This is a genomic window from Asticcacaulis sp. P2_C5 (genome assembly GCF_056404555.1).
Genome location: NZ_JBFUDU010000009.1, coordinates 117,177 through 142,484 on the forward strand (window position 1 = coordinate 117,177; position 25,308 = coordinate 142,484).

At 60.1% G+C, this 25,308-nt stretch carries 27 protein-coding genes; 11 read left to right on the forward strand and 16 right to left on the reverse strand.

Going from position 1 to position 25,308, the window contains the following annotated elements; translation table 11 throughout:
- The first annotated feature begins 61 nt into the window (after nucleotides 1-61).
- From AC1DXO_RS16735 to AC1DXO_RS16745, 3 genes are all read left to right on the forward strand, one after another.
- Complete coding sequence (locus tag AC1DXO_RS16735; protein WP_476979307.1) at nucleotides 62-1,531, forward strand: DEAD/DEAH box helicase; 1,470 nt, start codon at nucleotides 62-64, stop codon at nucleotides 1,529-1,531.
- Nucleotides 1,532-1,632: 101 nt separating this feature from the next.
- Nucleotides 1,633-2,688, forward strand: a complete 1,056-nt coding sequence (locus AC1DXO_RS16740; protein ID WP_476979308.1) for a GGDEF domain-containing protein — start codon at nucleotides 1,633-1,635, stop codon at nucleotides 2,686-2,688.
- 75 nt (nucleotides 2,689-2,763) lie between these two features.
- Nucleotides 2,764-3,507: a lysophospholipid acyltransferase family protein gene (locus AC1DXO_RS16745; protein ID WP_476979309.1), complete on the forward strand. Its 744-nt coding sequence runs from the start codon at nucleotides 2,764-2,766 to the stop codon at nucleotides 3,505-3,507.
- 14 nt (nucleotides 3,508-3,521) lie between these two features.
- Here AC1DXO_RS16745 and AC1DXO_RS16750 read toward each other — a convergent pair whose 3' ends face one another.
- Genes AC1DXO_RS16750 through AC1DXO_RS16795 form a run of 10 tightly spaced genes read right to left on the reverse strand, consistent with a single transcriptional unit; the run spans nucleotide 3,522 to nucleotide 11,213 of the window.
- Nucleotides 3,522-3,953, reverse strand: coding sequence for a RidA family protein (locus AC1DXO_RS16750; RefSeq protein ID WP_476979310.1), 432 nt, complete (start codon nucleotides 3,951-3,953; stop codon nucleotides 3,522-3,524).
- Between the two features lie 51 nt (nucleotides 3,954-4,004).
- A complete protein-coding gene (locus AC1DXO_RS16755) occupies nucleotides 4,005-4,412 on the reverse strand; it encodes a HesB/IscA family protein (protein WP_476979311.1) in 408 nt (135 codons plus the stop codon).
- A 2-nt stretch (nucleotides 4,413-4,414) separates the two neighbouring features.
- Entirely contained in the window at nucleotides 4,415-4,777 is a 363-nt protein-coding gene (locus tag AC1DXO_RS16760; RefSeq protein ID WP_476979462.1) for an SUF system Fe-S cluster assembly protein, read from the reverse strand.
- 51 nt (nucleotides 4,778-4,828) lie between these two features.
- Entirely contained in the window at nucleotides 4,829-6,043 is a 1,215-nt protein-coding gene (locus AC1DXO_RS16765) for an aminotransferase class V-fold PLP-dependent enzyme (RefSeq protein WP_476979312.1), read from the reverse strand.
- Nucleotides 6,033-7,079 carry a SufD family Fe-S cluster assembly protein gene (locus AC1DXO_RS16770; RefSeq protein WP_476979313.1) on the reverse strand — a complete coding sequence of 349 codons (1,047 nt, stop codon included), beginning with the start codon at nucleotides 7,077-7,079 and terminating at the stop codon, nucleotides 6,033-6,035. The genes AC1DXO_RS16765 and AC1DXO_RS16770 overlap by 11 nt, the downstream gene beginning before the upstream one ends.
- Nucleotides 7,076-7,825, reverse strand: coding sequence for a Fe-S cluster assembly ATPase SufC (sufC, locus tag AC1DXO_RS16775; RefSeq protein WP_476979314.1), 750 nt, complete (start codon nucleotides 7,823-7,825; stop codon nucleotides 7,076-7,078). The genes AC1DXO_RS16770 and sufC overlap by 4 nt, the downstream gene beginning before the upstream one ends.
- Complete coding sequence (locus AC1DXO_RS16780) at nucleotides 7,818-8,090, reverse strand: hypothetical protein (protein WP_476979315.1); 273 nt, start codon at nucleotides 8,088-8,090, stop codon at nucleotides 7,818-7,820. Before AC1DXO_RS16780 ends, sufC begins: the two co-directional genes overlap by 8 nt.
- On the reverse strand, nucleotides 8,087-9,553 hold the full coding sequence (gene sufB / locus AC1DXO_RS16785; protein ID WP_476979316.1) for a Fe-S cluster assembly protein SufB: 1,467 nt from the start codon (nucleotides 9,551-9,553) through the stop codon (nucleotides 8,087-8,089). The genes AC1DXO_RS16780 and sufB overlap by 4 nt, the downstream gene beginning before the upstream one ends.
- Complete coding sequence (locus tag AC1DXO_RS16790; protein WP_476979317.1) at nucleotides 9,553-10,653, reverse strand: cysteine desulfurase family protein; 1,101 nt, start codon at nucleotides 10,651-10,653, stop codon at nucleotides 9,553-9,555. The genes sufB and AC1DXO_RS16790 overlap by 1 nt, the downstream gene beginning before the upstream one ends.
- Nucleotides 10,650-11,213, reverse strand: coding sequence for an Rrf2 family transcriptional regulator (locus AC1DXO_RS16795; protein ID WP_476979318.1), 564 nt, complete (start codon nucleotides 11,211-11,213; stop codon nucleotides 10,650-10,652). Before AC1DXO_RS16795 ends, AC1DXO_RS16790 begins: the two co-directional genes overlap by 4 nt.
- A 168-nt stretch (nucleotides 11,214-11,381) precedes the next feature.
- Between AC1DXO_RS16795 and AC1DXO_RS16800 the strand changes: the two genes are divergently transcribed.
- Both AC1DXO_RS16800 and AC1DXO_RS16805 read left to right on the forward strand, forming a co-directional pair.
- A complete protein-coding gene (locus AC1DXO_RS16800; RefSeq protein ID WP_476979319.1) occupies nucleotides 11,382-12,032 on the forward strand; it encodes an alpha/beta hydrolase in 651 nt (216 codons plus the stop codon).
- A 68-nt stretch (nucleotides 12,033-12,100) separates the two neighbouring features.
- Complete coding sequence (locus AC1DXO_RS16805) at nucleotides 12,101-12,508, forward strand: GFA family protein (protein WP_476979320.1); 408 nt, start codon at nucleotides 12,101-12,103, stop codon at nucleotides 12,506-12,508.
- Here the strand turns inward: AC1DXO_RS16805 and AC1DXO_RS16810 are convergent.
- From AC1DXO_RS16810 to AC1DXO_RS16825, 4 genes are all read right to left on the reverse strand, one after another.
- On the reverse strand, nucleotides 12,505-13,881 hold the full coding sequence (locus AC1DXO_RS16810) for a serine hydrolase domain-containing protein (protein ID WP_476979321.1): 1,377 nt from the start codon (nucleotides 13,879-13,881) through the stop codon (nucleotides 12,505-12,507). The genes AC1DXO_RS16805 and AC1DXO_RS16810 overlap by 4 nt on opposite strands.
- A gap of 98 nt (nucleotides 13,882-13,979) precedes the next feature.
- Nucleotides 13,980-14,411, reverse strand: coding sequence for a hypothetical protein (locus tag AC1DXO_RS16815; protein WP_476979322.1), 432 nt, complete (start codon nucleotides 14,409-14,411; stop codon nucleotides 13,980-13,982).
- A gap of 9 nt (nucleotides 14,412-14,420) precedes the next feature.
- A complete protein-coding gene (locus AC1DXO_RS16820) occupies nucleotides 14,421-15,554 on the reverse strand; it encodes an anhydro-N-acetylmuramic acid kinase (protein ID WP_476979323.1) in 1,134 nt (377 codons plus the stop codon).
- Between the two features lie 30 nt (nucleotides 15,555-15,584).
- Nucleotides 15,585-16,088, reverse strand: a complete 504-nt coding sequence (locus AC1DXO_RS16825) for an N-acetyltransferase family protein (RefSeq protein WP_476979324.1) — start codon at nucleotides 16,086-16,088, stop codon at nucleotides 15,585-15,587.
- Between the two features lie 107 nt (nucleotides 16,089-16,195).
- Between AC1DXO_RS16825 and tyrS the strand changes: the two genes are divergently transcribed.
- The 3 genes from tyrS to AC1DXO_RS16840 all read left to right on the forward strand — a co-directional run bounded on the left by tyrS (nucleotide 16,196) and on the right by AC1DXO_RS16840 (nucleotide 18,221).
- Nucleotides 16,196-17,467, forward strand: a complete 1,272-nt coding sequence (tyrS, locus tag AC1DXO_RS16830; RefSeq protein WP_476979325.1) for a tyrosine--tRNA ligase — start codon at nucleotides 16,196-16,198, stop codon at nucleotides 17,465-17,467.
- Nucleotides 17,468-17,538: 71 nt separating this feature from the next.
- Nucleotides 17,539-17,793: a hypothetical protein gene (locus tag AC1DXO_RS16835; RefSeq protein WP_476979326.1), complete on the forward strand. Its 255-nt coding sequence runs from the start codon at nucleotides 17,539-17,541 to the stop codon at nucleotides 17,791-17,793.
- The gene (locus tag AC1DXO_RS16840; protein ID WP_476979327.1) at nucleotides 17,790-18,221 is read left to right on the forward strand and encodes a hypothetical protein; all 432 of its coding nucleotides are present in this window, start codon (nucleotides 17,790-17,792) and stop codon (nucleotides 18,219-18,221) included. Before AC1DXO_RS16835 ends, AC1DXO_RS16840 begins: the two co-directional genes overlap by 4 nt.
- Nucleotides 18,222-18,256: 35 nt before the next feature.
- On the opposite strand, the gene AC1DXO_RS16845 is transcribed toward AC1DXO_RS16840, so the two are convergent.
- Nucleotides 18,257-22,480 (reverse strand): hypothetical protein, encoded by a 4,224-nt coding sequence (locus tag AC1DXO_RS16845; RefSeq protein WP_476979328.1) that lies wholly within the window; start codon nucleotides 22,478-22,480, stop codon nucleotides 18,257-18,259.
- A 143-nt stretch (nucleotides 22,481-22,623) separates the two neighbouring features.
- On the opposite strand from AC1DXO_RS16845, the gene AC1DXO_RS16850 reads away from it, so the two are divergent.
- The 3 genes from AC1DXO_RS16850 (at nucleotide 22,624) to AC1DXO_RS16860 (ending at nucleotide 25,040) form a co-directional block, all read left to right on the forward strand.
- Nucleotides 22,624-23,115 (forward strand): peroxiredoxin, encoded by a 492-nt coding sequence (locus AC1DXO_RS16850; RefSeq protein ID WP_476979329.1) that lies wholly within the window; start codon nucleotides 22,624-22,626, stop codon nucleotides 23,113-23,115.
- Nucleotides 23,116-23,374: 259 nt separating this feature from the next.
- Complete coding sequence (locus tag AC1DXO_RS16855) at nucleotides 23,375-24,514, forward strand: M23 family metallopeptidase (RefSeq protein WP_476979330.1); 1,140 nt, start codon at nucleotides 23,375-23,377, stop codon at nucleotides 24,512-24,514.
- Entirely contained in the window at nucleotides 24,498-25,040 is a 543-nt protein-coding gene (locus AC1DXO_RS16860; protein ID WP_476979331.1) for a bactofilin family protein, read from the forward strand. Before AC1DXO_RS16855 ends, AC1DXO_RS16860 begins: the two co-directional genes overlap by 17 nt.
- Before the next feature lie 91 nt (nucleotides 25,041-25,131).
- Here AC1DXO_RS16860 and AC1DXO_RS16865 read toward each other — a convergent pair whose 3' ends face one another.
- Entirely contained in the window at nucleotides 25,132-25,266 is a 135-nt protein-coding gene (locus tag AC1DXO_RS16865) for a hypothetical protein (RefSeq protein ID WP_476979332.1), read from the reverse strand.
- Between the last annotated feature and the right edge of the window lie 42 nt (nucleotides 25,267-25,308).

Below are 25,308 nucleotides of genomic sequence, written 5' to 3' on the forward strand. Positions count from 1 at the left end.
CCGACACGTAATCCACATCTTTTTCTTTACTTGTGCGGCGCGAAGTAGCACAGGGAACGCCATGACCAAATTTTCCGATCTGGGCCTGGGCGAAGCCGTCCTCAAGGCCATAGCCGAAACCGGCTACGACACGCCCACCGCCATCCAGGAGCAGGCGATTCCCGTCGCGCTGACTGGCCTCGACATCCTGGGCATCGCCCAGACCGGCACAGGCAAGACCGCAGCCTTCACCCTGCCGATGATCGAGCGCCTGGCCGCCGGCCGCTCGCGTGCCCGCATGCCGCGCGCCATCGTCCTGGAACCCACCCGCGAACTGGCCGACCAGGTCTCCGAAGCCTTCGAGAAGTACGCCAAGTTCCATAAGCTCAACTGGGCCCTGCTGATCGGCGGCGTCTCGATGGCCGACCAGGTCGCAAAGCTGGATAAAGGTGTCGACGTCCTGATCGCCACGCCAGGCCGCCTGCTCGACCTGTTCGAACGCTCAAAGGTCATGCTCAACGGCGTCCAGATCATGGTCGTCGACGAAGCCGACCGCATGCTCGACATGGGTTTCATCCCCGATATCGAACGTATCTTCAAATTGACGCCGCCGACGCGCCAGACCCTGTTCTTTTCCGCCACCATGCCGCCGGAAATCACCCGCCTGACCGAGCAGTTCCTGCGCAATCCGTTGCGTATCGAAGTCTCGCGCCCAGCCTCCACCAGCGAAAATATCAGCCAGTTCGTCCTGCGCGTTCCGCATAAGGACGTCCGCGCCAAGCGAATCGCCCTGCGCGCCCTGCTGAACACACTCGACATCAAGAACGGCATCGTCTTCTGCAACCGCAAGACCGACGTCGACATCGTCGCCAAGTCGCTGAGCACCCACGGCTTTAATGCCGCGCCGATCCACGGCGACCTCGACCAAAGCCTGCGCATGCGCACGCTCGAATCCTTCCGCAAGGGCGATCTGACCCTTCTGGTCGCGTCCGACGTCGCCGCACGCGGCCTCGACATTCCCGCCGTCGGCCACGTCTTCAATTTCGACGCCCCCATCCACGCCGACGACTATGTCCACCGCATCGGCCGTACCGGCCGCGCCGGACGTTTGGGCGAAACCTACCTTCTGCTGTCGCCGGGTGACGAGAAAAACTACGACAAGGTCGTCAAGCTGATCAAAAAAGAGCCGGCCGTCCTCGAGCTCGACATCGACTACAGCGCGCTTAGTGATTCGCCCGCCCGTCCGCGCCGCGAATCAGCCAAGCCGCGCGGGCGTAGTGATCGTGATCACAAGCCCAAGCCGAACCATGAATCGATGGCCGACATGAAACCGGTGGAAAAACCGGCGCCACGGCCCAGAAAAGAATCGCCTCAACCCAAAAAAGAAGCGCCCACGCCTGTCCCCGCGACGGTTGAGGCGCCTGCCGAAAAACCGGTACGGAAAGACAAAAAGCTAGAAAAAACAATGAGCCGCCCCAAGGTCGACAGCCCATTCGGCGAGCATATGCCAGCCTTCATGATGCGTGGTAACGCTCCCAAGTCCGACGCTTGAAAAAATCTAACGGCGTTAACCGCCTGTCAGAACAATTACTCTAAAGTCATCCCTGTCACAGCCATAAGTGACACCCCCACAGTGGGATGCCAGAGGGATTGATGAGCAAAGATATAGAAATCAGCGTCAGAAGCCCATCCGCCTACGCCTTGGCGGGTGAAGCGCTGCGACTGATGCAGGAACACGGGGTATGGCCTACACCGCTCAACTACGAACTCTGGCTCTATGTCGCCGGTGATCCCGAAGGCGCCCTGGCTCAGGAAATCCATCGCCTGCTCAAGGCCGGTGAAACCATTACCGAAGACGTCTCCGAAAGCCTGGCCGGCAAGTTCATCGCACGCCTGAAGCTCAATGACGAAGTCCGCGACGCCGGTGTCAAGCTGACCCGCGAACTGGCCTCGATCACCGAGGTGATTGTCGAGGCCCAAAAGGCGCAGAAATCCTACGGCGAGACCCTGGAAGGCGCGCGCAAGAGCATGAGCGCCGTCGACGCCTCCGCCCTGAAGGGCCTGGTCGAAAGCCTTACCGCCGCCACGACCCGTGTGCTCAGCCAGCACAGTGTCCTGGAAGGCCGCCTGTCCGAATCATCCCGCGAAGTCACCCGCCTGCGCAAGCACCTCGATCAGGTGCGCATGGAGGCCATGACCGACGCCCTGACCAACCTGGCCAACCGTAAATCGTTCGATGAGGCGCTCGACGCCCATTGCGACAACACGGATATCAGCAAGACCCTGACCCTGGCAGTCATCGATATCGATCACTTCAAACGCTTCAACGATACCTGGGGGCACCAGACGGGCGACCAGGTGCTGCGTTACGTCGCCTCCGTCCTGGCCCGTATCGGCCGCGCGCCGCGTATGGCGGCGCGCTATGGCGGTGAGGAATTCGGCCTGCTCTTCCCCGGCGAAACCAGCCTGGCCGTCGAACGCCTGCTTAACGAAGCCCGTACCGAAATTGCCTCACGCGTCCTGAAGCGCCGCTCGACCAACGAAGACCTTGGTACGGTCACCATATCGGCCGGTATCGCCCAGCGCCTGAGCGGCGAAGACTCCTTCGACCTGCTCGACCGCGCAGACAAGGCCCTATACCTGTCAAAGAACAACGGCCGTAACCGCGTCACCGTGGCCGACTCTGACAAAGCCTCCAACGCCGCGTAACAGTCTCAGCGTGCATTCGCTTGACAAGGCCACTTGAACAATGTTCAAGTGGCCTTGTTGCATCCCCGAGGGACCATGAACAGCTTTCTTTTCGCCATTGCCTACTGGTTCCTGTCGATCACCTACGGGCTGACGGCGCTGTTCCTGACGGTTTTTCCCGGCCGCAAGCCGGTCAACTGGGTCATCCAGCGCTATACCCGACGCATGGTCCAGGCCATGCGCCTCTTCGCCGGCATAAAGCTCGAAGTCCGCGGCCGCGAGCACCTGCTGGATCAGCCGGTCATCTATGCCTGCAAGCACCACAGCTGGGGCGACGGCTATTCCATCTATTCGCAGTTCAAGGACCTGGCCTTCGTCACTGGCGACCATCTCGAGAAATTCCCGCTAATGGGCACGCTGCTGAGCAAGCTGGGCGCTATCGTCGTCAACAACTGCGGCGGCCACGAAGCACGCAAGAACCTGGCATCACGTTCCGCCGACGCCGCGAAAGACGGGCGCAGTATCCTGATCTATCCCGAAGGCCACCTCAACGCACCCGGCACCTATCGCCGCTACCGTTCGGGCGTCTGGCACATGATGAATAATTTCAACATGCCGGTCGTTCCGGTCGCCACCAATCTCGGCCTGTTGTGGCAGGAACAGCATTACAAAAAGACCCCTGGCACGGCCGTGCTCGAATTCCTCGAGCCCATCATGCCCGGCCTGCCTCGCGACGAATTCCTGACACTGCTGCGCGAGCGTGTCGAAACGCGCTCGCAACAGCTGATCGCCGAAGCCACCGGACAGCCCTTCACGCCGTCCTTGCTGGTAACGGAATAGAATATATCGCGGCCTTATGGCTTAACCGCGACTTCCAGTTCAACCTCGACCAGTTGTTCGGGATTATATAGCCGGTCGATCTGCACCCAGGTCGCCGCCGGATAGATATCGTTCTTATAAAAGGTCTTGCGGATTTCGCCCGCCGCCTTGAAGGCGTCGATATCGCGGGTATAGACGTTTTCCTTGATGACGGCCGTACTGTCGAGGCCCCGCGCCTTCAGAAGTGCATCAATCGCGGCATAGACGGCTGTGACCTGTTCGGCCATGGTCGCGCCATCGGCGGTCATGCCAGAGACATAGAGCGTGTTGCCATGCTGGACGACCTCGGCATAGCCGATCGGCTTGTTCCACGGATAAGGATATTCGCGCTTGATCTCCTGCGCCGAGCTGACACCGGCAGCCATGGCCAGTATTGCGGCAACGATAACGAACCGTCCTTTACGCATACGCCATCCTTTTCAGCAACTTATATCAATAGTCTCGTGTCTTGCTTCGGCTCAATTTCCTTCGGCCGCATCCTCGGTCACCGGCTTGATCGTGACGCTCTCGCCGCACCCACAGGCATCGGTCTCATTCGGATTCTTGAACACGAACTTCGACGCCAGCTTGGTGGTCTCGTAATCGATCTCAGTCCCGACCAGGTACAATATGGCCTTGGGTTCGATCAGCACGGTGACACCCTTGTCCATCACCACCTCATCCAGCGGCCCGATTGCCTCGGCATAGGACAGGACATATTCCTGACCGGCGCAACCACCCTGCTTGACGCCGACACGTAGGCCCACGCAGGGCTTGTCGGCACGGGCCATGATGGCCTTGACCTGATTCGCGGCGGCGTCGGTCAGGCTGACAACGGCCGGACGCGGCCGGCGGACACGCGGGGTGATGGTGGGTTGGATGTCCATGATCAAAACATATTCAACTGTAATTTGGCTTCATCGCTCATCTTCGAAGAATCCCAGGGTGGATCGAAGACCAGGTTAACATCACAGGCATTGACGCCCTTGACGCCCAACACGGCGTCGCGCACCCAACCGGGCATCTCACCCGCCACAGGGCAGCCCGGCGCCGTCAGGGTCATATCGACCACGACATCGCGGTCATCCGACACATCGACGCGGTAAATCAGCCCCAGTTCGTAGATATCGACCGGAATTTCCGGATCGAATACCGTCTTGAAGGCCGTGATCAGCTCTTCGGTCAACCGATCCAGTTCCGCCTGCTCAAGGGCTTGCGGCTGCCCGGCGCCCATCTCGTCGAGACGGAACATGTCCTGGGAATTGGCGAGGTCGTTCATCTCATTACTCATGTAAAGGTCATATTAGGCAAAAAAGCTCTGCGCCTTCTGTACCGCCTCGGCCAGGACATCGATCTCGGCTTCAGTATTATATAGGGCTATGGAAGCGCGAACGGTAGAGGTCACGCCCAGTCGCGTCATCAACGGTTCGGCGCAGTGGGTGCCGGCGCGAACAGCGACATTGTAGCGGTCAAGGATCTGCGCCACGTCGTGGGCATGGGCCTGGCCCAGCGAGAAGGTCAGGATCGAACCCTTGCCTGGCGCCTCGCCATAGATCCGCAAGCTGTTGATGCTCTTCAGTTGGTCATGCGCCCGTTGATACAGCGCGTGCTCGTGGGCCAGGACATCTTCACGATCGTATTGCGACAGCCAGTCGATGGCCGCCTTCAGCCCGATCACTTCCAGAATAGCCGGCGTCCCCGCCTCGAAGCGATGCGGTGGGTCGTTCCAGGTAATCTTGTCCTTGGTCACCCGCGCGATCATCTCGCCGCCGCCCTGCCACGGCGGCATGGCTTCCAGCAACTCGGCCTTGGCATAAAGTACGCCCAGACCTGTTGGGCCGTACAGCTTATGCGCCGAGAAGACATAAAAATCAGCGTCCAGCGCCTTTACGTCGACCGGCAGGTGAACCACGCCCTGGGCGCCGTCGACCACAACCTTGGCGCCCACCGCGTGGGCCTTGGCAACGATGTCGGCGACCGGATTGATCGTGCCCAGGACATTCGACATATGGGTGACGGCCACGATCCGGACCTTATCGGTCAGCATGGCGTCGAACGCCGCCATATCCAGACTGCCATCATCGAGGATCGGCACATAGCGCAGCACCGCGCCCCGGCGTTGCGCCAACATGTACCACGGCACGATGTTGGCGTGATGCTCCATCTCGGTGGTCAGGATTTCGTCGCCTTCAACCAGCCGATCACCCCAGCTATTGGCGACCAGATTGACCGCCTCCGTCGCCGACTTGGTAAAGACGATCTCGTTGACGCCGGCGCCGATAAACCGCGCCACAGTCTCGCGTCCGGCTTCATAGGCATCGGTCGTCTCATTGGCCAACCGATGCAGCCCGCGGTGCACATTGGCATAGGAATGACGCATGGCGGTCGACATGGCGTCGATCACCGCATTGGGCTTTTGGGCGCTGGCGCCGCTGTCGAGATAGACCAACGGTTTGCCATTGATCTCTCGCGACAGGATAGGAAAGTCGGCGCGGACCTGTTCGATGTCAAACGGCATGGAAAGACTCCGAACTTTCTTCGAGGAAATTCAACACAGTTGCGCGCAATACGTCATCTGGAATCGCATCCGCCACGGGCACGACAAAGGCATGGGTCAACAGGCCACGCGCCGTCGCCTCGTCCATCCCGCGCGTCTGGCAGAAGAATAGGGCCTCTTCATCCAGCGCGCCGATCGTATTGCCGTGCGCGCACTGCACATCATCGGCATAGATCTCGAGTTCCGGCTTGGCGCGGATATGGGCGCCGTCATTGAGAATCAGCGCCTGATGGCGCATTCGGGCGTCGGTGCCGTCAGCCCCGCGCCTGACCAGGATTCGCCCCTGGAAGACGGCGGTCGCCTGGTCGCGGACCAGGCCGCGAATGGTCTGGGTCGTGACGCCGTCAATTTCGCCGTGCTCGACGCGCGTCGTCAGGTCGAAATGCGCCTTGTCTTTCAGCAGGTAGGCGCCGTCCAAAGTGACCTGCGCGCCGTGTCCGGCATGGTTAAGATGCGTCTCGAAGCGCGAAAACCGGGCACCGGTTGAAAAAGTCGCCTGATGGACTCTGGAACCCGGTTTATTCTCAATGATGGATCGGCGCACGACAACCGCATTAACCGCTTCATTCAACACGACAATTCGCGTTAATTCACTGTTTTGTCCAACGCTTATCCACAGTTCGGTGCTGGCAGCGTAGGCGCCCTCGCCTTCATAGGTTTCGAAGATGGTAAGGCTTTGATTATCTGAAACCTTTAGCTCGCCGCGCCCCTGATGACCGACAGTTACCGCCTCCGCACCCGCCGACATATGTTGCAGCCACAGCTTGCCGTTTGCACGGGAAATAGCATTATCCAGACCGCTATAATCGCCATTTTCGACACGAAATACGGTGAATCCCTCAGCCGAAAAACGCGATGGTAAATCAATATTGACTATAGCCTGTTTCTGGGGAATTTCCCGCAAGGCACGGCTCAGGTCACTGTATTTCCAATCCTCGACCCGGCGCGTCGGATAGGACGAAGAATCGAACAGATCGAGCGGTTGAAATGCGTTCACGCCGCTTCTCCGACATAGGCGTCATAGCCATTGGCTTCCAGTTCCAGCGCCAGCTCCGGTCCGCCTGAACGGACGATCCGGCCGGCGACCAGGACGTGGACGGCATCGGGTTTGATATGATCGAGTAGGCGCTGATAGTGCGTAATGACCAGCATGCCACGATCGGGCGCGCGCAAGGCATTGACGCCGTCCGATACCACCTTCAGGGCATCGATATCGAGGCCGGAATCGGTTTCGTCGAGAATCAGGAACTTCGGTTCCAGCATGGCCATCTGCAGGACCTCCATGCGCTTCTTCTCACCGCCGGAAAAACCGACGTTCAAAGGGCGTTTCAGCATGTCCATATCGATGCGTAGACGCTTGGCGATCTCGCGTACCTTTTTCAGGAACTCCGGCGCCGTCACCTCGGCTTCGCTACGTAGTTTTTTCTGCGAATTCAATGCCGTGCGTAAAAATGTTAAGGCCGGAACGCCGGGAATTTCGAGCGGGTACTGGAATGACAAATATAATCCGGCGGCAGCGCGTTCATGGACGGCCTTGTCCAGCAGATCCTCACCGTTGAAGGTCGCGGTCCCGCCGCTCACCGTATAGTTCGGCCGCCCGGCCAGGGCATAGCCCAGGGTCGACTTGCCGGCGCCGTTGGGCCCCATGACGGCATGGACTTCACCCGCGGGCACGCTCAGCGATAAGCCTTTCAGGATGGTCTTTTTGTCGACGGAAACGGTCAAATTTTCTATATTAAGCATTGTCTTTATTCAATTGTTCCAAGATTGCACAGGCAAAAGCCGCAGGTTTTCCAGTCAGGACCGGCGCTTCCCATGCATGGTCAGCGTCCAGTGCAGCCAGTGTGACAAGTTTCCGGACCAACAAGCTTTCCTCTTTCGCCGGCATACCGTGCTCAAGATAGGCCACACTGGAATTACGGATTTCAGGGTCGTTGGCCCAAGCTCCATAAGCCGCCTGAAATGCCAGATCTTTCACGTATTGCGCTTGCTCAGGGTCCAGTGTCATCCGACACTGCCTTCAAGGCTGATCGCCACCAGCTTTTGCGCCTCGACGGCAAACTCCATTGGCAGTTCCTGCAACACGTCACGGACAAAGCCATTGACCAGCAGCGCCACGGCCTCTTCTTGCGATAACCCGCGCTGCATGGCGTAGAAGAGTTGGTCTTCCGATAGCCGCGTCGTCGTGGCTTCGTGCTCGAACTGCGCCTGGGCAGTATCGCTTTCGACATAGGGCACGGTGTGGGCGGCGCAGCTCTTGCCGATCAGCAGGCTGTCGCATTGGGTGAAATTCCGCGCGCCACTCGCCTTGGCATGGGCCGAGACCAGGCCGCGATAGGTGTTGGACGACCGCCCCGCCGACACGCCCTTGGAAATGATACGCGACCGCGTGTTCTTGCCCAGGTGGATCATCTTGGTGCCGGTATCGGCCTGTTGGGCGCCATTGGTCACGGCGATCGAATAGAATTCACCGACGCTGCCGTCGCCGCGCAGGATGCACGACGGATATTTCCAGGTTACAGCCGATCCGGTCTCGACCTGGGTCCACGACACCTTCGAGCGCGCGCCGCGGCAGTCGGCGCGTTTGGTAACGAAGTTGTAGATCCCGCCCTTGCCCTCGGCATCGCCCGGATACCAGTTCTGCACGGTCGAATATTTGATCTCGGCGTCGTCGAGCGCAACCAGTTCGACCACGGCGGCATGCAGTTGGTTTTCGTCGCGTTGCGGCGCCGTGCAGCCTTCAAGATAGGAGACATAGGCGCCGGCGTCGGCGATGATCAGCGTCCGCTCGAACTGGCCGGTATTTTCGGCATTGATGCGGAAATAGGTCGACAGCTCCATCGGGCAACGCACGCCCGGCGGCACATAGACGAATGAACCGTCGGAGAACACCGCCGCATTCAAGGCCGCGAAATAGTTGTCCGACACCGGCACGACCGATCCCAGATACTGACGCACCAGTTCAGGATGTTCCCGTAAGGCTTCTGAAATAGAACAAAAAATGACGCCGAATTTTTTCAACTCGTCCTTGAAGGTCGTGATCACCGAAACCGAATCGAACACCGCATCGACGGCGTATTTCGGCGCGCCGACGACGCCGGCCAGAACCTCCTGCTCGCGCAACGGGATACCCAGCTTGGCATAAGTCGCCAGGATTTCCGGGTCGATCTCGTCGAGCGACTTCGGCCCTTCCTTCTTCTTCGGCGCGGCGTAATAGTACAGGTCCTGGTAATCGACGCGCTTGTAATGGACCTTGGCCCAGTCGGGCTCTTCCATGCTCAGCCAACGTTCAAAAGCCGCCAGACGCAGTTCCAGCATCCATTCCGGCTCGTTCTTCTTGGCCGAGATGAAGCGCACGATGTCGGCATTCAACCCCTTGGGGGCGAAGTCCATCTCGATATCGGTGACAAAGCCGTGCTCATAGGTTTCGAGCTTGGCGACCGTGTCGATGGTTTCCTTGACCGCGGCCATTACGCCATTTCCTTCGCGTGACGCTTCAAATACACTTCATAACCTTTTGACCAAACGTCATAAAAACGCTGCCAATAGTCGGGTGTTGTGGTCCACCCGGCCGACACCCGCAATACCTTTTCGGCCAGTTCGGGCCGTCCCATCGCAGTGACGATCCGGCTGGCCTTGACCTTGCCCGACGAACAGGCCGAACCGGAGCTGACGCAGATACCCGCCAAGTCCATGTGAATCAACTGCAGGGACGACGTCCAGTGCGGCTGGGCCAGGCACAGGACACCCGGCACGCGCGGCGCTTCCGCACCGATTATCTCAACGCCCAGGGCCTTCAACCCCAACTCGACCTCAGCCTGGGCCCGTAACACCGTCGCGTCCGCCGGCTGACAGGCCGTAACCGCAGCTGCAAAGGCCGCGATCCCCGGACAGTTCTCCGTACCGGCGCGCAAACCCAGTTCCTGGCCGCCGCCGATTGTCCGCGCCTTCAAGACTCGATCGCGATCATAGATGAGGGCGCCGACGCCCTGCCCGCCACCGATCTTGTGTGCGCTCAGACTCATCGAATCAGCGCCCAGTGCGGCAAAATCTATCTCTATCTTGCCCAGCGCCTGAACCGCGTCGACGTGCAGCCAGCCACCGTGCGCACGGACAACTTCCGCCGCACGCGCCACGTCGTTGATCACGCCGGTTTCGTTATTGGCCAGCATGACGCAAACAAAGGCTCGCCCGTCCTGTGCCAGCAAGCCTTCCAGCGCGGCGATATCGATCTGGCCCAGGCGCGTCAGCGGCGCGATCGTCGCGCCCAGGACAGCACCGTAAAGGCTGTCGTGTTCGCCTGCGGACATCACCACACGGTCGAAACCAACCGCCTGATGCAGCGCCAGGGCATTGGCCTCGGTTCCGCCCGACGTAAAGACCAGGCCGCCACCAATCCCGCCAACTGCGCCCAATATCGCCGCTCGCGCGTCTTCCAGCGCCACCTTGGCCTTGCGTCCGACGCTGTGGACCGACGACGCATTGCCGCCCAGCTCCGACGCACGCAGAAACGCATCGCGCGCCTGGGGGCGCAATGGCGAGGTCGCAGCGTGGTCGAGATAAAGCGTCAAGCCTGCGCCTCCACCAGGACATGCCGTCCCGAATCAGCGCGCACATCCGGCGCCGTGATCTGCACCTTCTTGCGCGTCCGCTTGCGGATCACGTCTTCCAACGACACCTGGCTGAGATAGTCATGAATAGCACTACCCAAATCTTCCCACAGATTATGCGTCAGGCAGCGCTGGCCACCTGGCATGCAGCCAATTTCGCGCGCGGCCTCATCCTTGCCCAGGCGCTTGTTAGCGCCCAGCTTGTTCGACGTCAGTTCACAACGCGTCGCCTTGATCGGCTCATCGACCGCCAGCACGATTTCGGAAACAAACAACCGGTCCGCTCCGCGCGCCAGTGAATAACCGCCGCCCGGCCCGCGCGCGCTCTTGACCAGACCAGCCTTGCGCAGGCGCGCGAACAGCTGTTCGAGATAGCTCAGCGATATCTGCTGGCGTTCGGAAATCTCCGACAGCGAGATCGGCCGGTTGCCCGACGCGCCGGAAGACGTCGCCACCTGACCGTTCAAGGCCAGATCGGTCATGGCCATAACCGCGTAACGTCCCTTGGTGGATAAGCGCATGGAAAGCACCTTGCGGAATTGTTGCAAAAACCTGCGCAAAGACAATTCTTTGTGCTAATAGGCGCGATCGGTCGCACCTGAGGCTGGATTGAAGTTTAGTAATTCCTACTAAAACAGTCAAGAATTATGGTGTGCACTGCGGAATTTTTTGATTCATAAGGTGAATGAATGCCTGAAGTCATCCTGGCGGGCGCCGCTGGTCGTATCGAAGCCCGCTACAGCGCCGGCAAAACCGAAAACGCGCCCATCGCCTTGATTCTGCATCCGCACCCCAAGGCCGGCGGTCATATGGACCATCCGGTCACGGTGCAACTGTTCCACCTGTTCATGACGCGCGGCTTCTCGGTCCTGCGTTTCAATTTCCGCGGCGTCCGCAAGTCCCAGGGCGAATTCGATTCCGGGATCGGCGAACTGGCCGATGCCGCCACCGCGCTCGACTGGCTGCAGGCCAAGAATCCGACCGCCTCGCAGTTCTGGGTCGCCGGCTACGACTTCGGCGCCTATATCGGCATGCAGTTGCTGATGCGCCGTCCCGAAACCGACGGCTTTATCTCGGTTTCACCGCCGACCAATGCCTATGATTTCAGCTTCCTGGCCCCCTGCCCTGCGTCCGGTATGTTCCTGCACGGCGGCAATGACAGCATCGTGCCGACGGCCGAGGTCGATCGCGTCGTTGCCAAGCTGCGCACGCAAAAGGGCATCACCATCGACCACGAAGTCGTACCCGACGCCAACCATTTCTGGGTCGACCACCTAGACGACGTCAAGACGCACGTCGGCACCTATCTCGACCGCCGCCTGTCGGCCACAGCGGGCTAGCCGCCCACTGCCAAGTTTTGACAGTTGGTGCGATAGTCTCGTCTCACACTCATCCTGCGAGGCGCCACATGAAAAAGACCTATCACGGCAGTTGCCACTGCAAAACCGTCACGTTCCAGGCCGAAATCGACCTCAGCCAGGGCACGGGTAAATGCAACTGCTCCATCTGTTGGAAGCAGCGCAGTTGGGCCATCGGCCTGGCCTCGCCGGCGGATTTCAAGCTGCTTTCGGGAGAAGATAATCTCGGTGGCTACCAGTTCGGGACGAAAAGTGGCTATCACTGCTTCTGCAAGACCTGCGGTGTCGCGACTCACGGCCACGGCCATGTGCCCGAAATCGGCGGCGACTATGTCTCGGTCAAGATCGCGGCGCTCGACGACATCAGCGAAGCCGAACTGGTCGAGGCGCCGGTCAAATATTTCAATGGCCGCGACAATGACTGGTGGCACGAACCCAGTGAGACCCGTTACCTTTAAACCGGTAGCGAAACCAGGAACTGCTCGACCTTGCCGTCCTTCGTCAGATAGACATTGACACTGACCAGCTTACCGCCTTGCGTGCGCACGCGGTAGCTCCGCTGCTCCATGCCGCCACGAAGATTGCTGCCGACCAGCTTGAAGGTCACAGGCTTGCCCAGTGCACCGAGGTTCGCCTGAAAATCGTCCAGGGCTGTCTGTGTCAGGTAGGCGTTGAAGTTCGCGGTAAAGCCCGCGCGATCGACCTTGCCAGCCTGCAGGCCTTCGAACAGGTTCAACACCAGGGCGTCCGGTCCTTGCAAAGGCAGGTACATGAACGAAATCCGGTCGCCAATGTCCGTATGTGCCGAGCCCGACATGGTATTGGTCAAGACCACGATGGCCAGGTTGTCATCGGGATAGATGCGATTGTCCGACAGGAAGCCCGCACCCTCGCCGCCGTGCTGGTAGAGGGTATGGCCGTTGTCCTTGCGCACGAACAATCCCATGGCATAGCCGCTGTCCTTGCCGTTGTTCAGCTTGATCGTCTGCACCTGCGTGTCATAGCTGGAAGGCTTCAGCAGCGACCGCTTCAGGATGCTGGCGTCCCACTTGGCGACATCTTCCGCTGTAAGCGCCAGGGGCCATGCCGCATAGGTCCAGCCACGTCCGGCCAGCGGCGCCGGCCGATTGGGTCCCAGCCCCTGACGCTGGTAGCCCGTCGCGTCGGGCGCCGTCAGATTGCCGTCGGTAATATCGAAGGCGTCGTTGATGCCAACCGGCTTCAAAATCCGTTCCTGCAAAAACTGGAACAACGGCTGTCCCGACGCCTTCTCCACGATCTGCCCGGCCACGACATAGCCGGTGTTCGAATATTGCCAGTCGTCGCCCGGCTGGTAATCCAACGGCGCCTTGGCATAGGTGTCCATGACGGCTTGCGGAGTCGTGGGCAGGGTCACCATCGTCATGACGTAGTCCTGCGGCCAGTAGTCGGAATAGCCAGATGTGTGGCTCAACAACTGCCGCACCGTGATCTTGTCGGCCGAGGTCAGGTCGGGGAACCACTTGGCCACCGTGTCGTCCAGCGACAGCTTGCCGTCCTCCTGCAACAACAGAACGGCCGCGGCGGTAAATTCCTTGGATACGGAGGCGATTTGGTAACGCGTCGCCGGCGTGGCTGCCACTTCGGGCGACACTACGGCGTCACCAAAGGCGCGGGCGTAGATGACCTTGCCATCCTTGACCACGGCGACCGAAGCCGACGGTGTCTGGCTGGCCGACATCGCCGCCTGGATGGCCGTATCGATATCACCGGCGCTCTGGGCCCAGCCGAACCCCGGTGCCGTCATCAAGGCAAGCGCCGCCGCAAAACCGAAAATAACCCTACCCGCCATCTGCCAACCTCACGAAAATACTGGTTGCCTATGGAACTATCATGCGGGCCCGCCTTCGCCAACGTCCGGACGGATTACAAATCTTTCAGGTTCGGCTCTTAAGAACAGCGCACCCGCACGCCGGTCTTGCCGTCATTGATGGTCAGGGTCTTGCCGTCGTCGCTCAGCACCATGTGCAGAGTGTCCTTCCATTCTTCGCCTTCGCCCGAGCTGTCGGCATCGACCGTTATATCGGTGGTCGATGTCACCGTGACCTTGGTCGCGTAGGCCGTGCTTTCCCAGAAATCGAGCGCCTTGGCTGTCACGGTCAGCTTCATCACGCTGGTGTCCTTGCAAGCCTCCGGGGTGGCGTCCCAGGTACCGACAAAGGCCGCCGGAATCTCCGTTTGAACCACAGGGTTAGCGGACGCTGGCGCGGGCGGCGGCGTAACCGAAGAGGCAACCTCCGCGCTTGATGACGGCTCAACCTTATCGGTCTTGGGCGAACAGGCCGCCAAGGCCAGAATCGACAATAAAACCAGACGCTTCATGTCAACTCCTCAAGCGACGGATTGCGCATGTCCGCGCGGCGAACTGATCACGCCGCCGGTCATCGGCTCCGGCACCGCCGTCGTGCCCGGGAAGGAGATCGGCAGTCCGCGCAAGGTCCGGGCCGCCATATAGGCAAAAGCTTCGGCCTCAAGCGCGCCGCCGCGCCAGCCAAGCGTCTCCGCCGGAATGACCTGCGCCGGCGCCAGGGCCGCGGCGATCTGGCTGACCAGATGCCGATTATGCCTCCCGCCGCCGGCCAGAACAACCGTTTTCGGCCGTGCCCCGACCGCCTCGATGCCCGCCAGAAGGCTGCGCAGGGTAAAGGCGCTCAAAGTTGCCATGCCGTCCGCCAGATCCAGGCCTTGCACCCGCTCGAGCGTAAAATCATACCGATCCAGCGACTTGGGCGCGGATGCCGCGAAATAGGGATGGCCCATATAGGCCGCCACGACGTCCTCATCGACCCGGCCGGACGCTGCGATCTGGCCCTCATGGTCGTAATCGCCACGATCGTGCCGGCGCATCCACTGATCCATCAGGCCATTGGCCGGGCCGGTGTCCAGCGCCATCAGTTTCGTATCTTCGTCGATCAGGGTAATATTGGCGACGCCGCCCAGGTTGACCACCACGACCGGCAATTCCAGCCCGGCCTTCTGCACAAGAGCACGGTGATAGACGGGGGCCAAGGGCGCGCCCTCGCCCCCCGCCGCCACATCTGCCTGGCGGAAATCGCTGACCACGGTCACGCCGGTCGCATCGGCAAAGGCCTGACCATCGAACAACTGCACTGTCCGTCCCCTAAGTCCATGTTGGGGCCGTTCATGCAGGACCGTCTGGCCATGGACGCCCATCAGGTCAATATCCTTGAATATCAAACCGTTAGACTGCAAAAATTGATCTGCTGACTGAAGATGATAGTCGACCAGTACACGGCGCGCCTCAGTAAAGATCGCTGGCTCGGCAGCACCGCGCGGCCATGCCAAAGCCGCCTTGACGGCCTGCTCCAGGACAGAGCGAACCTGCGCTGGCATAGGCGTTTCAGACCAGGGCCCCAGGTCCAGTTGCGCTTCGCCGTCGGTATCGATAATCGCCTGGTCGATCCCGTCCAGCGACGTACCGGTCATAAATCCCAAAACCTTCATATCTCTGTCCTCCGCGTCCCGGCCATTAAATCAGACTCCCGACGTTTGCGCCATAAGCGTTGACGTTACCCGATCCGTCCCGACCCTAAAGACCGGTCCGGCGCCAACGGCCGCGAAGCCGAGCTTGTCGTAAAACCGCCGCGCCCGCAGGTTAATATCAGCAACGCTCAACCAAAGGCGCCCCTGAGCGACCGCAACGGCGCGCGCATACAGGGCTTGCCCCAACCCGGTGCCATAGCCGTCCGGCAGGATATAGAGGCGCTTCAGCTCTGATGAGAGCTCGGCCAACGCCGTCGGCGCCTTATGATGCGACACCATGACATAGCCCGCTGGCGCGCCGCCCAGCCATGCCATTTCGCAATGAATCAACGGATCGCTCAGCAAGGCGCGCATCTTCGCCGACGTATAGACGGCCGCGCAATAGGCCGCGATATTTTCAGGGCTGTGCAGATCGCCATAGGCCAGTCGAAAGGTCTCGACCGACAGCGCGGCCAGGTCTTCCGCCGCTTCCACCGAAATTCTCCTGAGCTCCATCGCGCTTTCTTTACAACGAATTTCTTGACGGCGGGCCATGGTTCGGGCCACAGACGACCGCGACGCGCATCTGCCCCCAGACAACGCCCAAGATAACGACCATAGCCATGACCGAGTCCAGCTTCAAATCCGATTTCCTGAACACGCTGCAACAGCGTGGCTTTATCCACCAGTGCACCGACGCCGAAGCGCTCGACGCCCTGGCCAATTCGGGGATGATCACGGCCTATATCGGTTTCGATGCCACGGCGTCGTCATTGCACGCTGGTTCGCTGGTTCAGATCATGATGCTGCGCTGGTTGCAGAAGACAGGTCATAAGCCGATCGTCCTGATGGGCGGCGGCACGACCAAGGTCGGCGATCCCTCGGGCAAGGATACCCAGCGGCAGTTGCTCGACGACGCCAAGATTGCCGAAAACCTGAACGGCATCAAACAGGTATTCACCAAATTTCTCACCTTCGGTGACACCGGTAACGACGCCATCATGGTCAATAATGACGATTGGCTTTCGGGCTACGGCTATATCGAATTCCTGCGCCTGTTCGGCACCCACTTCACCATCAACCGCATGATGACCTTCGATTCGGTCAAGCTGCGGCTGGAACGCGAACAGCCCCTGACCTTCCTCGAATTCAACTACATGCTGATGCAGGCTGTCGATTTCCGCGAATTGAACCTGCGCCAGAACTGCATCCTGCAGATGGGCGGCTCGGACCAGTGGGGCAATATCATCAACGGCGTCGAACTGACCCGCCGTATGGGTGAAGGCCGTGACGGCACGACGGCATTCGGCTTGACCACGCCGCTTCTGACAACATCGTCGGGCGCCAAGATGGGCAAGACGGCATCGGGCGCTGTATGGCTAAATGCCGACCTGCTCAGCCCCTACGACTACTGGCAATACTGGCGCAACGCGGAAGACAAGGACGTCGGCCGCTTCCTGCGCCTGTTCACCGAACTGCCGCTCGACGAAATCGCCCGCCTGGAAGCGCTGGGTGGAGCCGAAATCAACGACGCCAAGAAGGTCCTGGCCGATGAAGCCACCCGCCTGCTGCACGGCCACGATGCCGCCGCGACCGCCCGTGACACCGCCCAGAAGGCCTTTGAACAGGGCGTCATGTCGGCCGACATGCCCACCGTCGAGGTCGAACGGCAGTTGATCGACGATGGCATCATGCTGGCGGCTCTGGCGACGAAGATCGGCCTGACGGCGTCGAACGGCGAAGCCCGCCGCCTGGCCCAGGGCGGCGGCTTGCGGGTCAACGATGTCGCCATTACGGACGGCAACCAGTTGGTCACCGCCGCCGACCTGACGGCCGATGGCGTCATCAAGGTCTCGCAGGGCAAGAAGAAAATCCTGTTGGTCAAGCCGGTCTGATGGCAACGCCTCGGTAGGCCACCTTGACAGAATGTGTAAATTGTGTAATTTACACATTCAAGGAGTATACCATGACTCAGTCAGCCACCGTCGCCGCGACGACTTTCGCACGTAACTTCGCTCGCTATCAGGATGAGGCTATCCGCGCTAAGATCATTGTCGTTACCAGCCATGACCGTGTGATTGGGGGCTATCTCTCTGCCGAAGAGCTTGCGCATTACGAAAGACTCAAGGCTCGCGAACGTCAAGTTCTCAAGGTTGGCGAACTGAGTGACGACGTCCTCGCCGATATTCAGGCGGCCGAATACGGCGTCGCCCCCCTGTGACGTTTCCTGCCCCGAAGCCGGGCCTCGTTATTCGTTACGGCTTTTTGTGGAGCCACGAACAAGATAGTGGCGCCGACGAGGCAGCAAAAGATCGACCTTGCGCTATAGTGGTCGCGACGTCTCGACAGGCAAACGGCGATATTACCGTCATTGTGGCGCCGATTACGCACGCGCCACCTGACAATTCGGCAGATTCGATCGAGATGCCGACGGCAACCTGCCGAGCCCTTGGTCTCGACAGGGACCGCCACTGGCTCAGGCTGGAGGAACTCAACAGCTTCATCTGGCCGGGCTATGACCTTAGGCAAATACCGGGGACTGCCAAATACGACTATGGCATGCTGCCGCAACCACTGTATGAAGCGTTGCGCCAGGGCATTGTGGCACGGCAAGCCAGAAAATCTGTTCGCATTCAACGCCGAGATTAAACCGTCTAACGCATCTATGCCAGCATTGTTACGCCCTAATTCTTCAGCCTGGCCTCATTCTCTTCGCGGATCTGCGCCAGCCTGTCCTTGACCGACGGCAGGTTCAGCGCTTCGATCGGAGGCTTGCCCTGATCGCGTTCCCAAACCTTGATAAATCCCGGCATGATCAAAGACAGGGGATCGACCGCGACGACCGGCGCCTTGTAGCCGCCCTTCAGGCCATATTTCAGCCCCAGCAGCCCCAGGCCGTTCGACCCCAGGTCACCGAACATCGCGTTGACGCGGTAGGCCGGAATCAAGGTGCCGCTGAAATCTACAGTCTTGGCGTCGAAATCGGTTGTTCCCCGCACGCTAATCCCCAGCGCGCCGCCCTTCGCCCAGCCGTCATTGATAAAAAGTCGGTGGTCGCGATAGCGGACGGGGAACTCGAAATCGCTGAAGGCGATCCCTTCGCCTGTTAGCGTGTCCGCGGCGCCTTCCAGCGACGCCACGGTTAGCAGTTGCGCCAGGACGGGGATCTGCTTGACGCGAATATGCTCGCCCTTCAGTGACGCGTCGACCTGGCCGTCCATATAGGCGCCTTCGATCACCGCCTCGCCGCCCCACAGATTACGCTGGCCCGAAGCCGTGCGCACGACACTGCCCAGATCGTTCGTAGTGAGACTGAACAGGCTGTATCCGCCCTGCGATTTGAAGGTCACAGCCAGGGGCTTGGCGTCGGCCGTCATGGCCGAACCCTGGCCGTCGATACCATTACGGCCGTCCCAATTCACATCGAGCGCCAGACGCGTAAAGGCGCCGTCAGCCGACAAGCGCAATTGCTCGAGATCAACAACCAGGTGCACAGGTCGCGCATTTGCCGTACGCGTCGCCCCCGCCTTGGTTACGTCCGGGGTCGCGGCCCTGTCGCCCGCAGCAGGTTTGGCCGCTGGTACGTCATCGGAACCCTTCAACCACGGCCGCAGGTCCAGTTGCTTGCCGGAAATCGCCACCACATCGCTATCCCCGTCCTTGATGGCGTAATATTTGTATGACACATCCATGAAGTCTCTCAGATAAATATCTGAAAAATCGGCAAATTCTAGCGCGCTATCAGCGTCAAAAGCCGCCCGCCCGTCAATCCGGATGCGGTCCCCGGTGCCATAGATCCGCGACAGGTTTACCCCCGCCCGGTCCGCGCCGTCTGGTGCCGGATTGTCCAGCGACACCGCGAACTGCGCCACCTCGCCGACCGGTTTATGCCAATCTGTTGCCTTGACACCCAGCGCCGCCTGGCCGGCATCGATATTGACCACGCCGGCGGGATGGCCTGGCGCGTCATAAAGGCTGAACGCAAACGCCACATCGCCGGCAATCTCGACCGGATCATGGTTGTAGCCCAGAGCCGCCAGAACCTGATCGGTTACATGACCGTGGATACGCAAGCCATAGGGGTCATCAGCGTTCGCCGCAACCGATTCCCGGGAAGGCATATCAAAATCAACAACTTGACCCAATAAACTCACCTTGCCGAGCAGGTGCCCGGAAGCCTGCTGCCACAGGGCGGTGACCTCCGTCGGACCGACGGGTTTGAAAAAGGCCACGGGCAGGCCCAGAGTCACCCAGTCCTCCGGGCGCACGGTCATCTTCATACGGCGCAGCAACTCATCACTGCCGGCAACCTCGGACCAACCCAGTACGGCATTGAGATCGTCGAGCTTGACCAGAGCCTCCTTGGACTCGCTGTCCAGGGCGACATTGACCGTCAGGTGACGCGGTTGGTTGAACACCGGCAATCCGCCAAAGCCCAGTTCGCTGGCTTCATCGGGCGTGATAATAGACTTGTAGACCATACGAGGCCGCTGGCCCTGGATATAGGCCAGATCCCCCGACAGCGACTCGGCATCCACCTCGCCGGCCCATATTTCCCCCGACCGCAGCAGGGATATCCGCGTCGGCAATTCGCGTTTCAAGCGCTCGAAGATCGGCAGGCCCTGGGCCTCCATGCCCAGCCCCAGCGTCACGCCCTCGATAACTACCTGGGTCGGGCGTCCCTGATCGACGGCCGGGTCACCCGACCATGTGACATTGCCGCGGAAGATATCGGAATCGACCGTCCCCTCACCCTTGCCGTCGGCCATGGTGAACTGGCCGGTGATCGCCACCGGCACGCGCGGAGAACCGCCGAACTGCGCGGCGTTGAAACTGCCTTTGAAATCGACCAGTTGGGTCTTCGGCATAAACTGCGTACGGTAGCTTACATCGCCTGTGTAGGGCCCGAGCCGTGCCGGCCCCGTGACAACCAGACGATCGGCCAGCAGATCACCGGTGATGGTCAGGCTGCCTTCGCTCAGATCCCAGCCTAGCGCCGCCTGCTTCAGTCCCGCCTGCACGATCTGGCCCTTGAAGGTAACGCCGAAGGTGCTGTTGTTGATGGGCTTGAAAGTTGGAAACGTAATATCGACATGGACCTGGGCGTCGCCGGCCAGGCGATCGGCGTTCAAGCCGTGCGTCCCCAGTTCCCCGCCCGTCAATGGATCCACAGCCTCGATGACAGCAACTGCGGTGCTCGTGCTTTCCAGCCAGATATGGGTCGATGTACTGTGGTCCTGGAAACTGGGCACCATCAGCGCCCCCTTTGTCAGCACGACATCGTCCAACTGCCCGCCGGTCACGTCCATGGCGAAGCTGTTGCCCTTCAGGATACCGTGGCCTGCCAGGTTGCCGGCGTCATGCATGCGTTTTTCGATCCCAAGGCTCATATGGCTGAAATCGAAATCGAGGCGCAGGTCTTCGTCCTTCATCTGGAAAGGCTCGAAATGCCCGACCGGCGCCTTCATGACGAAATCGGCATTGGCGAAATCGCCACCCTTGATCCGCCTGATCAGGTCGCCGCGCAGGATGGGTGACAGGTCTTCGGGCCAGAAGGCGAAGACCTCATCCTTTGAAAAGCGGCCGCGGATATGCGCCGTCAGGTCCGTCCCCAGCTGGCCCTTTTCGTCGCTGAATACGGCGCCCTGGCTATCGAAAGGTGCGCCATTGAGCAGTCCGGTGCCGGTCTCGATGTCGAGCCGGCGCTGCTGGGGCGTATAGGCGCCCTTGAAATGGGCATTGGTCAGGGTCTGTCGCGCGAAATCGTCGGCCAGACGTCCGGTAAGCCGCGGTCCTGAAAAGTCGAAAGCGATGCGCAGGTCGCGTTTTTTCGCCCGGTCCTGCGGCGTAATGGTCACCTTGCCCGACAGGTCGGTATCGAGCAGGTTGGAGCGTAGTTGAAAGGTTTCGAACTGTGCCGTGTGATCGGCCGAACGATAGGTCGCCTTTATCCGCGCACCGTCAAAATCCTGCTGCGTGCCCCCGAAGGTGACATGACCGGCGCCGGCGTCTATATCCAGCCAGGCGCCCTGGAACCCCTTGTCGATGCTGTAATCTATCCGCGCCAGGCCATCGACCGGCGCATCGATCACGGCGATTTTTCGCGTGATGCCAACGGACGGAAAAATGTCGGCCGGCACAAGACCATGCAGATTGGCCGAAATCGCCGCCTGCTTCAAACCGACAACGCCATTGGCCTGTACCTTCAAGCTGGCGACATTCGAACCTGCCTGTGAGGAAGACCCTGCAATCGTCAGATCTATATGACTTTCCAGCTTGTTGTGCAGCTTGGAAAAATCGATTGTGGCGACACGGGCCGTCCAGTCGAGCGCACCGCCCTCCTGGATCAGGCGCAATTCCCCGTCTTTCAGGCTGATCTGGCGCGTGAAGCTGACCGGCTGTCCCAGCTTCTCGCGCCCTGTCAGGTCGTAGAGAAAGCGATCGAGGCCCTCCTCGCCCTTGCCTGGGGTGCCGTGCGCTTCGAAGCCCAGGTCATAACGCCCTTCCTTCGATACTGAAGCGACCATATAGAAGTCCTGCGCCGTCAAGCGTGCCGGCGCGAAATGCATCAGGACGAGACTGTCGGCCGCCAGGGCGGTTTCCATACGGCCAGCGCTCGCGATGATACGGTTCCTGCTGTCGCGGATCATCAGCTCCTCAAAGCGAAAGCCGACCGCGCGCGCGTCACCGAACCAGACAAGGTCGAGATGGCGGATACTGGCATGAGTCCCGGGCAAGGTACTTTCCAGGCGGGACACGATGATCGGCTTGATGCCGTCGATCCGTATAGGCCCGGCCGCCAACCGCCAGGACAGGACAGCCACCATCAGCAGCAGCCAGCCGAAGACAAACAGCCGCAGGCGCTTTCGGATTATGTCGAACAGCTTCTTTACACGGTCTGGCAGCAAGTCTGTGTCCGGGGAGGTTTTGTTTCGTCTGGACGCGCCGTCCCGAAGCAGGCCAAAGACAACATGGCCAAAGACAAACTGGAACGGGCGCGACTCTTCTAGTAAACCAAATGTCTCTTTAGACACTTAAGCGAGGCTATGTCATGGCGAAATCGTCTCAACCGGAAACTTCTTTCACCCCCTATCCGGTACCTGATTTCGAACTGCCGTCCAGCGATGGCACAGTGGTGAGCGCGGCCAGCCTGCGCGGACACTGGACTGTGCTGTTTTTCTACCCCACCGACAACACCCCGACCTGTACTCAGGAGGCCTGCGATTTCTCCGCCGCCCTGCCGGAATTCACCCGAATGGGCGTCACGCTGTTAGGCGTTTCGAAGGACAGCTTGAAATCGCACGATAAATTCATTGTGAAATATGGTTTGAAGATGCCCCTTCTTTCAGACGAGTCGACGCAGGTCATCGACGCCTTTGGATCGTGGATTGAAAAGACTCTGTATGGCCGTGCCTATATCGGGACAGATCGTTCGACTTTTGTCGTCGATCCTCTGGTCATGGTCCGCCATGTCTGGCGTGCGATACGCGTGAAGAACCACGTCGCCGATGTACTGGCCGTGGTCAAATCTTTACAGGTTTGAGCTACAGACGTTGCGTCCGGGGCGCACACCACTATCTAGGTGTGCCGGCTTCCCCCCACGGGCGAAACGGCATCAATCTTGAAGGTCACGGCGGTAAGACATTCATAATGGGACATGAACCGTGACATCATATCAGAACCCTATGTTTTATCTCGTCCTTTTGAATCTCCTGGCGTCAGTCTGCCTGTTGACACGATATAAAACTTGCGCTGTCCGAATCACAAAGGCATAATTAATAAACGGTTTAGGTGTGGCGGTGATGCGTAAGAACAGCTCTGAAAGCTTGGGCGACTGGATGGAGTCAATCCTTCCGGAACGCCAATTTTACATACGCACGGGCGGCGAAACCAAGGGCTATGTCCTGACCTCGGGCAAGCAGTTCCTGTTCATATTCCTGGCCTCGGCTTTGATGACATGGCTGGCCATTGCGACCGGCATCACGATTTTTTTCGCCGCGGCGCACGGTGCCGGCTCCGAAAACCAGATGCGTATGCTTAAGGCGCAGTCGGAACGCTGGATTGCCGATCGTCAGGCCCGGCTCGACATGGCAACCCAACAAGCGACCGCCAATTCCGGTTCACTCGACGAACTGGCCAAGGCCGTTGAAAACCGCCATGCCGGCCTGGTCAGCCTTCTGAAGGATTTCAAAGGCGTACCCGGCGCCGCCCTGGCCCTCAGCCCGGCCCCGATCGATGACAGCCTGCCCCCCATGGAACGCATCTATTCGGTCCGCGCCGAACAGGAACGCATGGTCAGCCAGGCCGAAACCTTCGCCAAGACCCGCGCCGAACGCCTCCGCCTGGCCTTCCGCATCGCCGGCCTCAATCCCGCGGCCTTCGCTGGCACCGGCCAGGGTGGACCGCTCGCCGGTAATGACGCCAAGACCCTGGCGGCTGTGCTGAATGTCGATGAAGACTTCGCTCGCCGCATCTCCAACGCCGCCAATGACCTGTCGGACATGCGTGGCCTCCAGGACAGCTCGATACATATGCCGTTCGGCCGCCCGACCGTCGGCACCCGCGAAACCTCTGGCTACGGTGTTCGCCTCGATCCATTTAATCATGCGCCGCGTTTTCACAGCGGCCAGGATTTTGCCGGCGCCTATCTGACCCCCATCTATTCCACCGCCCCGGGAATCGTTTCCTATGTCGGCGTCCGCACTGGCTACGGCAATTGCGTTGAAATCGACCACGGTAACGGCTTCAAGACGCGTTACGCTCACCTGGCCTCCTTCGCCGTCCATGTCGGGCAGCGCGTCGCGGTCGACCAGCGTATCGCTTCCATGGGCTCCACAGGACGTTCGACCGGTGTCCATCTTCACTACGAAGTCTGGCAGAGCGGTCGTGCTCAAAACCCCGCACGCTTTTTGAAGGCAGGAGATTATGTTCAACAAAACTAGCAAACCCGCTCAACCCGCGCCGTCGCGCCCCGTGACCCCGCCGCCCATCGAAACGCCGCAGGTCAATCTGGCCCGCGCCCGGCCGGCCAGTGCGCCCTCCGGCAAAATGTCCAGCTTCGGTTCCGGCCTGGTCATCGATGGCAATATCACCGGTTCGGGTGATCTGCTTCTCGAAGGCACAGTTCGCGGCGACGTCAAGGTCGCGCACCTGACCGTCGGTGAATCCGGCAGCATCGAAGGCAAGGTCGAGGCTGAAACCATCGAGGTCCGCGGTCGCATCGTCGGCGCCATCAGTGGCAAGCAGGTCAAGCTTCAGGCCACGGCCTATGTCGAAGGCGACATCACCCATGAAGCCCTTGCGATCGACGTCGGGGCCTATTTCCAGGGCCGCTGCCTGCAATCGCGCCGCGCGGGCGACGTGCCGGCCAGCACCTCGCCTTCCGTCAGCGCGCCTGCCGCGACGACCGACTACGGCACGCCCAGCCTGGGCACCTATGACATGAGCGCCCTGGGCGACCTCAAGTAATCACGTTGCGAACATAGTCTGCGAAAGCCGGAAGAGACTTGCTCTCCTCCGGCTTTTTTCATAAATACCAACCTGCACAGATGCTGACAGATTAGGTGCAGGTTGGTATTAGTTTTTTCAGCTCAAACGCCGCGTGGCTCGCCGCATAAAGCGGCGGCGGGCAGTCGCCCTTGCCAAGCACGACGAGTATCGTCATCGTGCTTGGAAATCTGACGAACTCGCTCATAAAATCGCCCTAAACCCGCCTTAACCTGCCTTTTTCACGGCG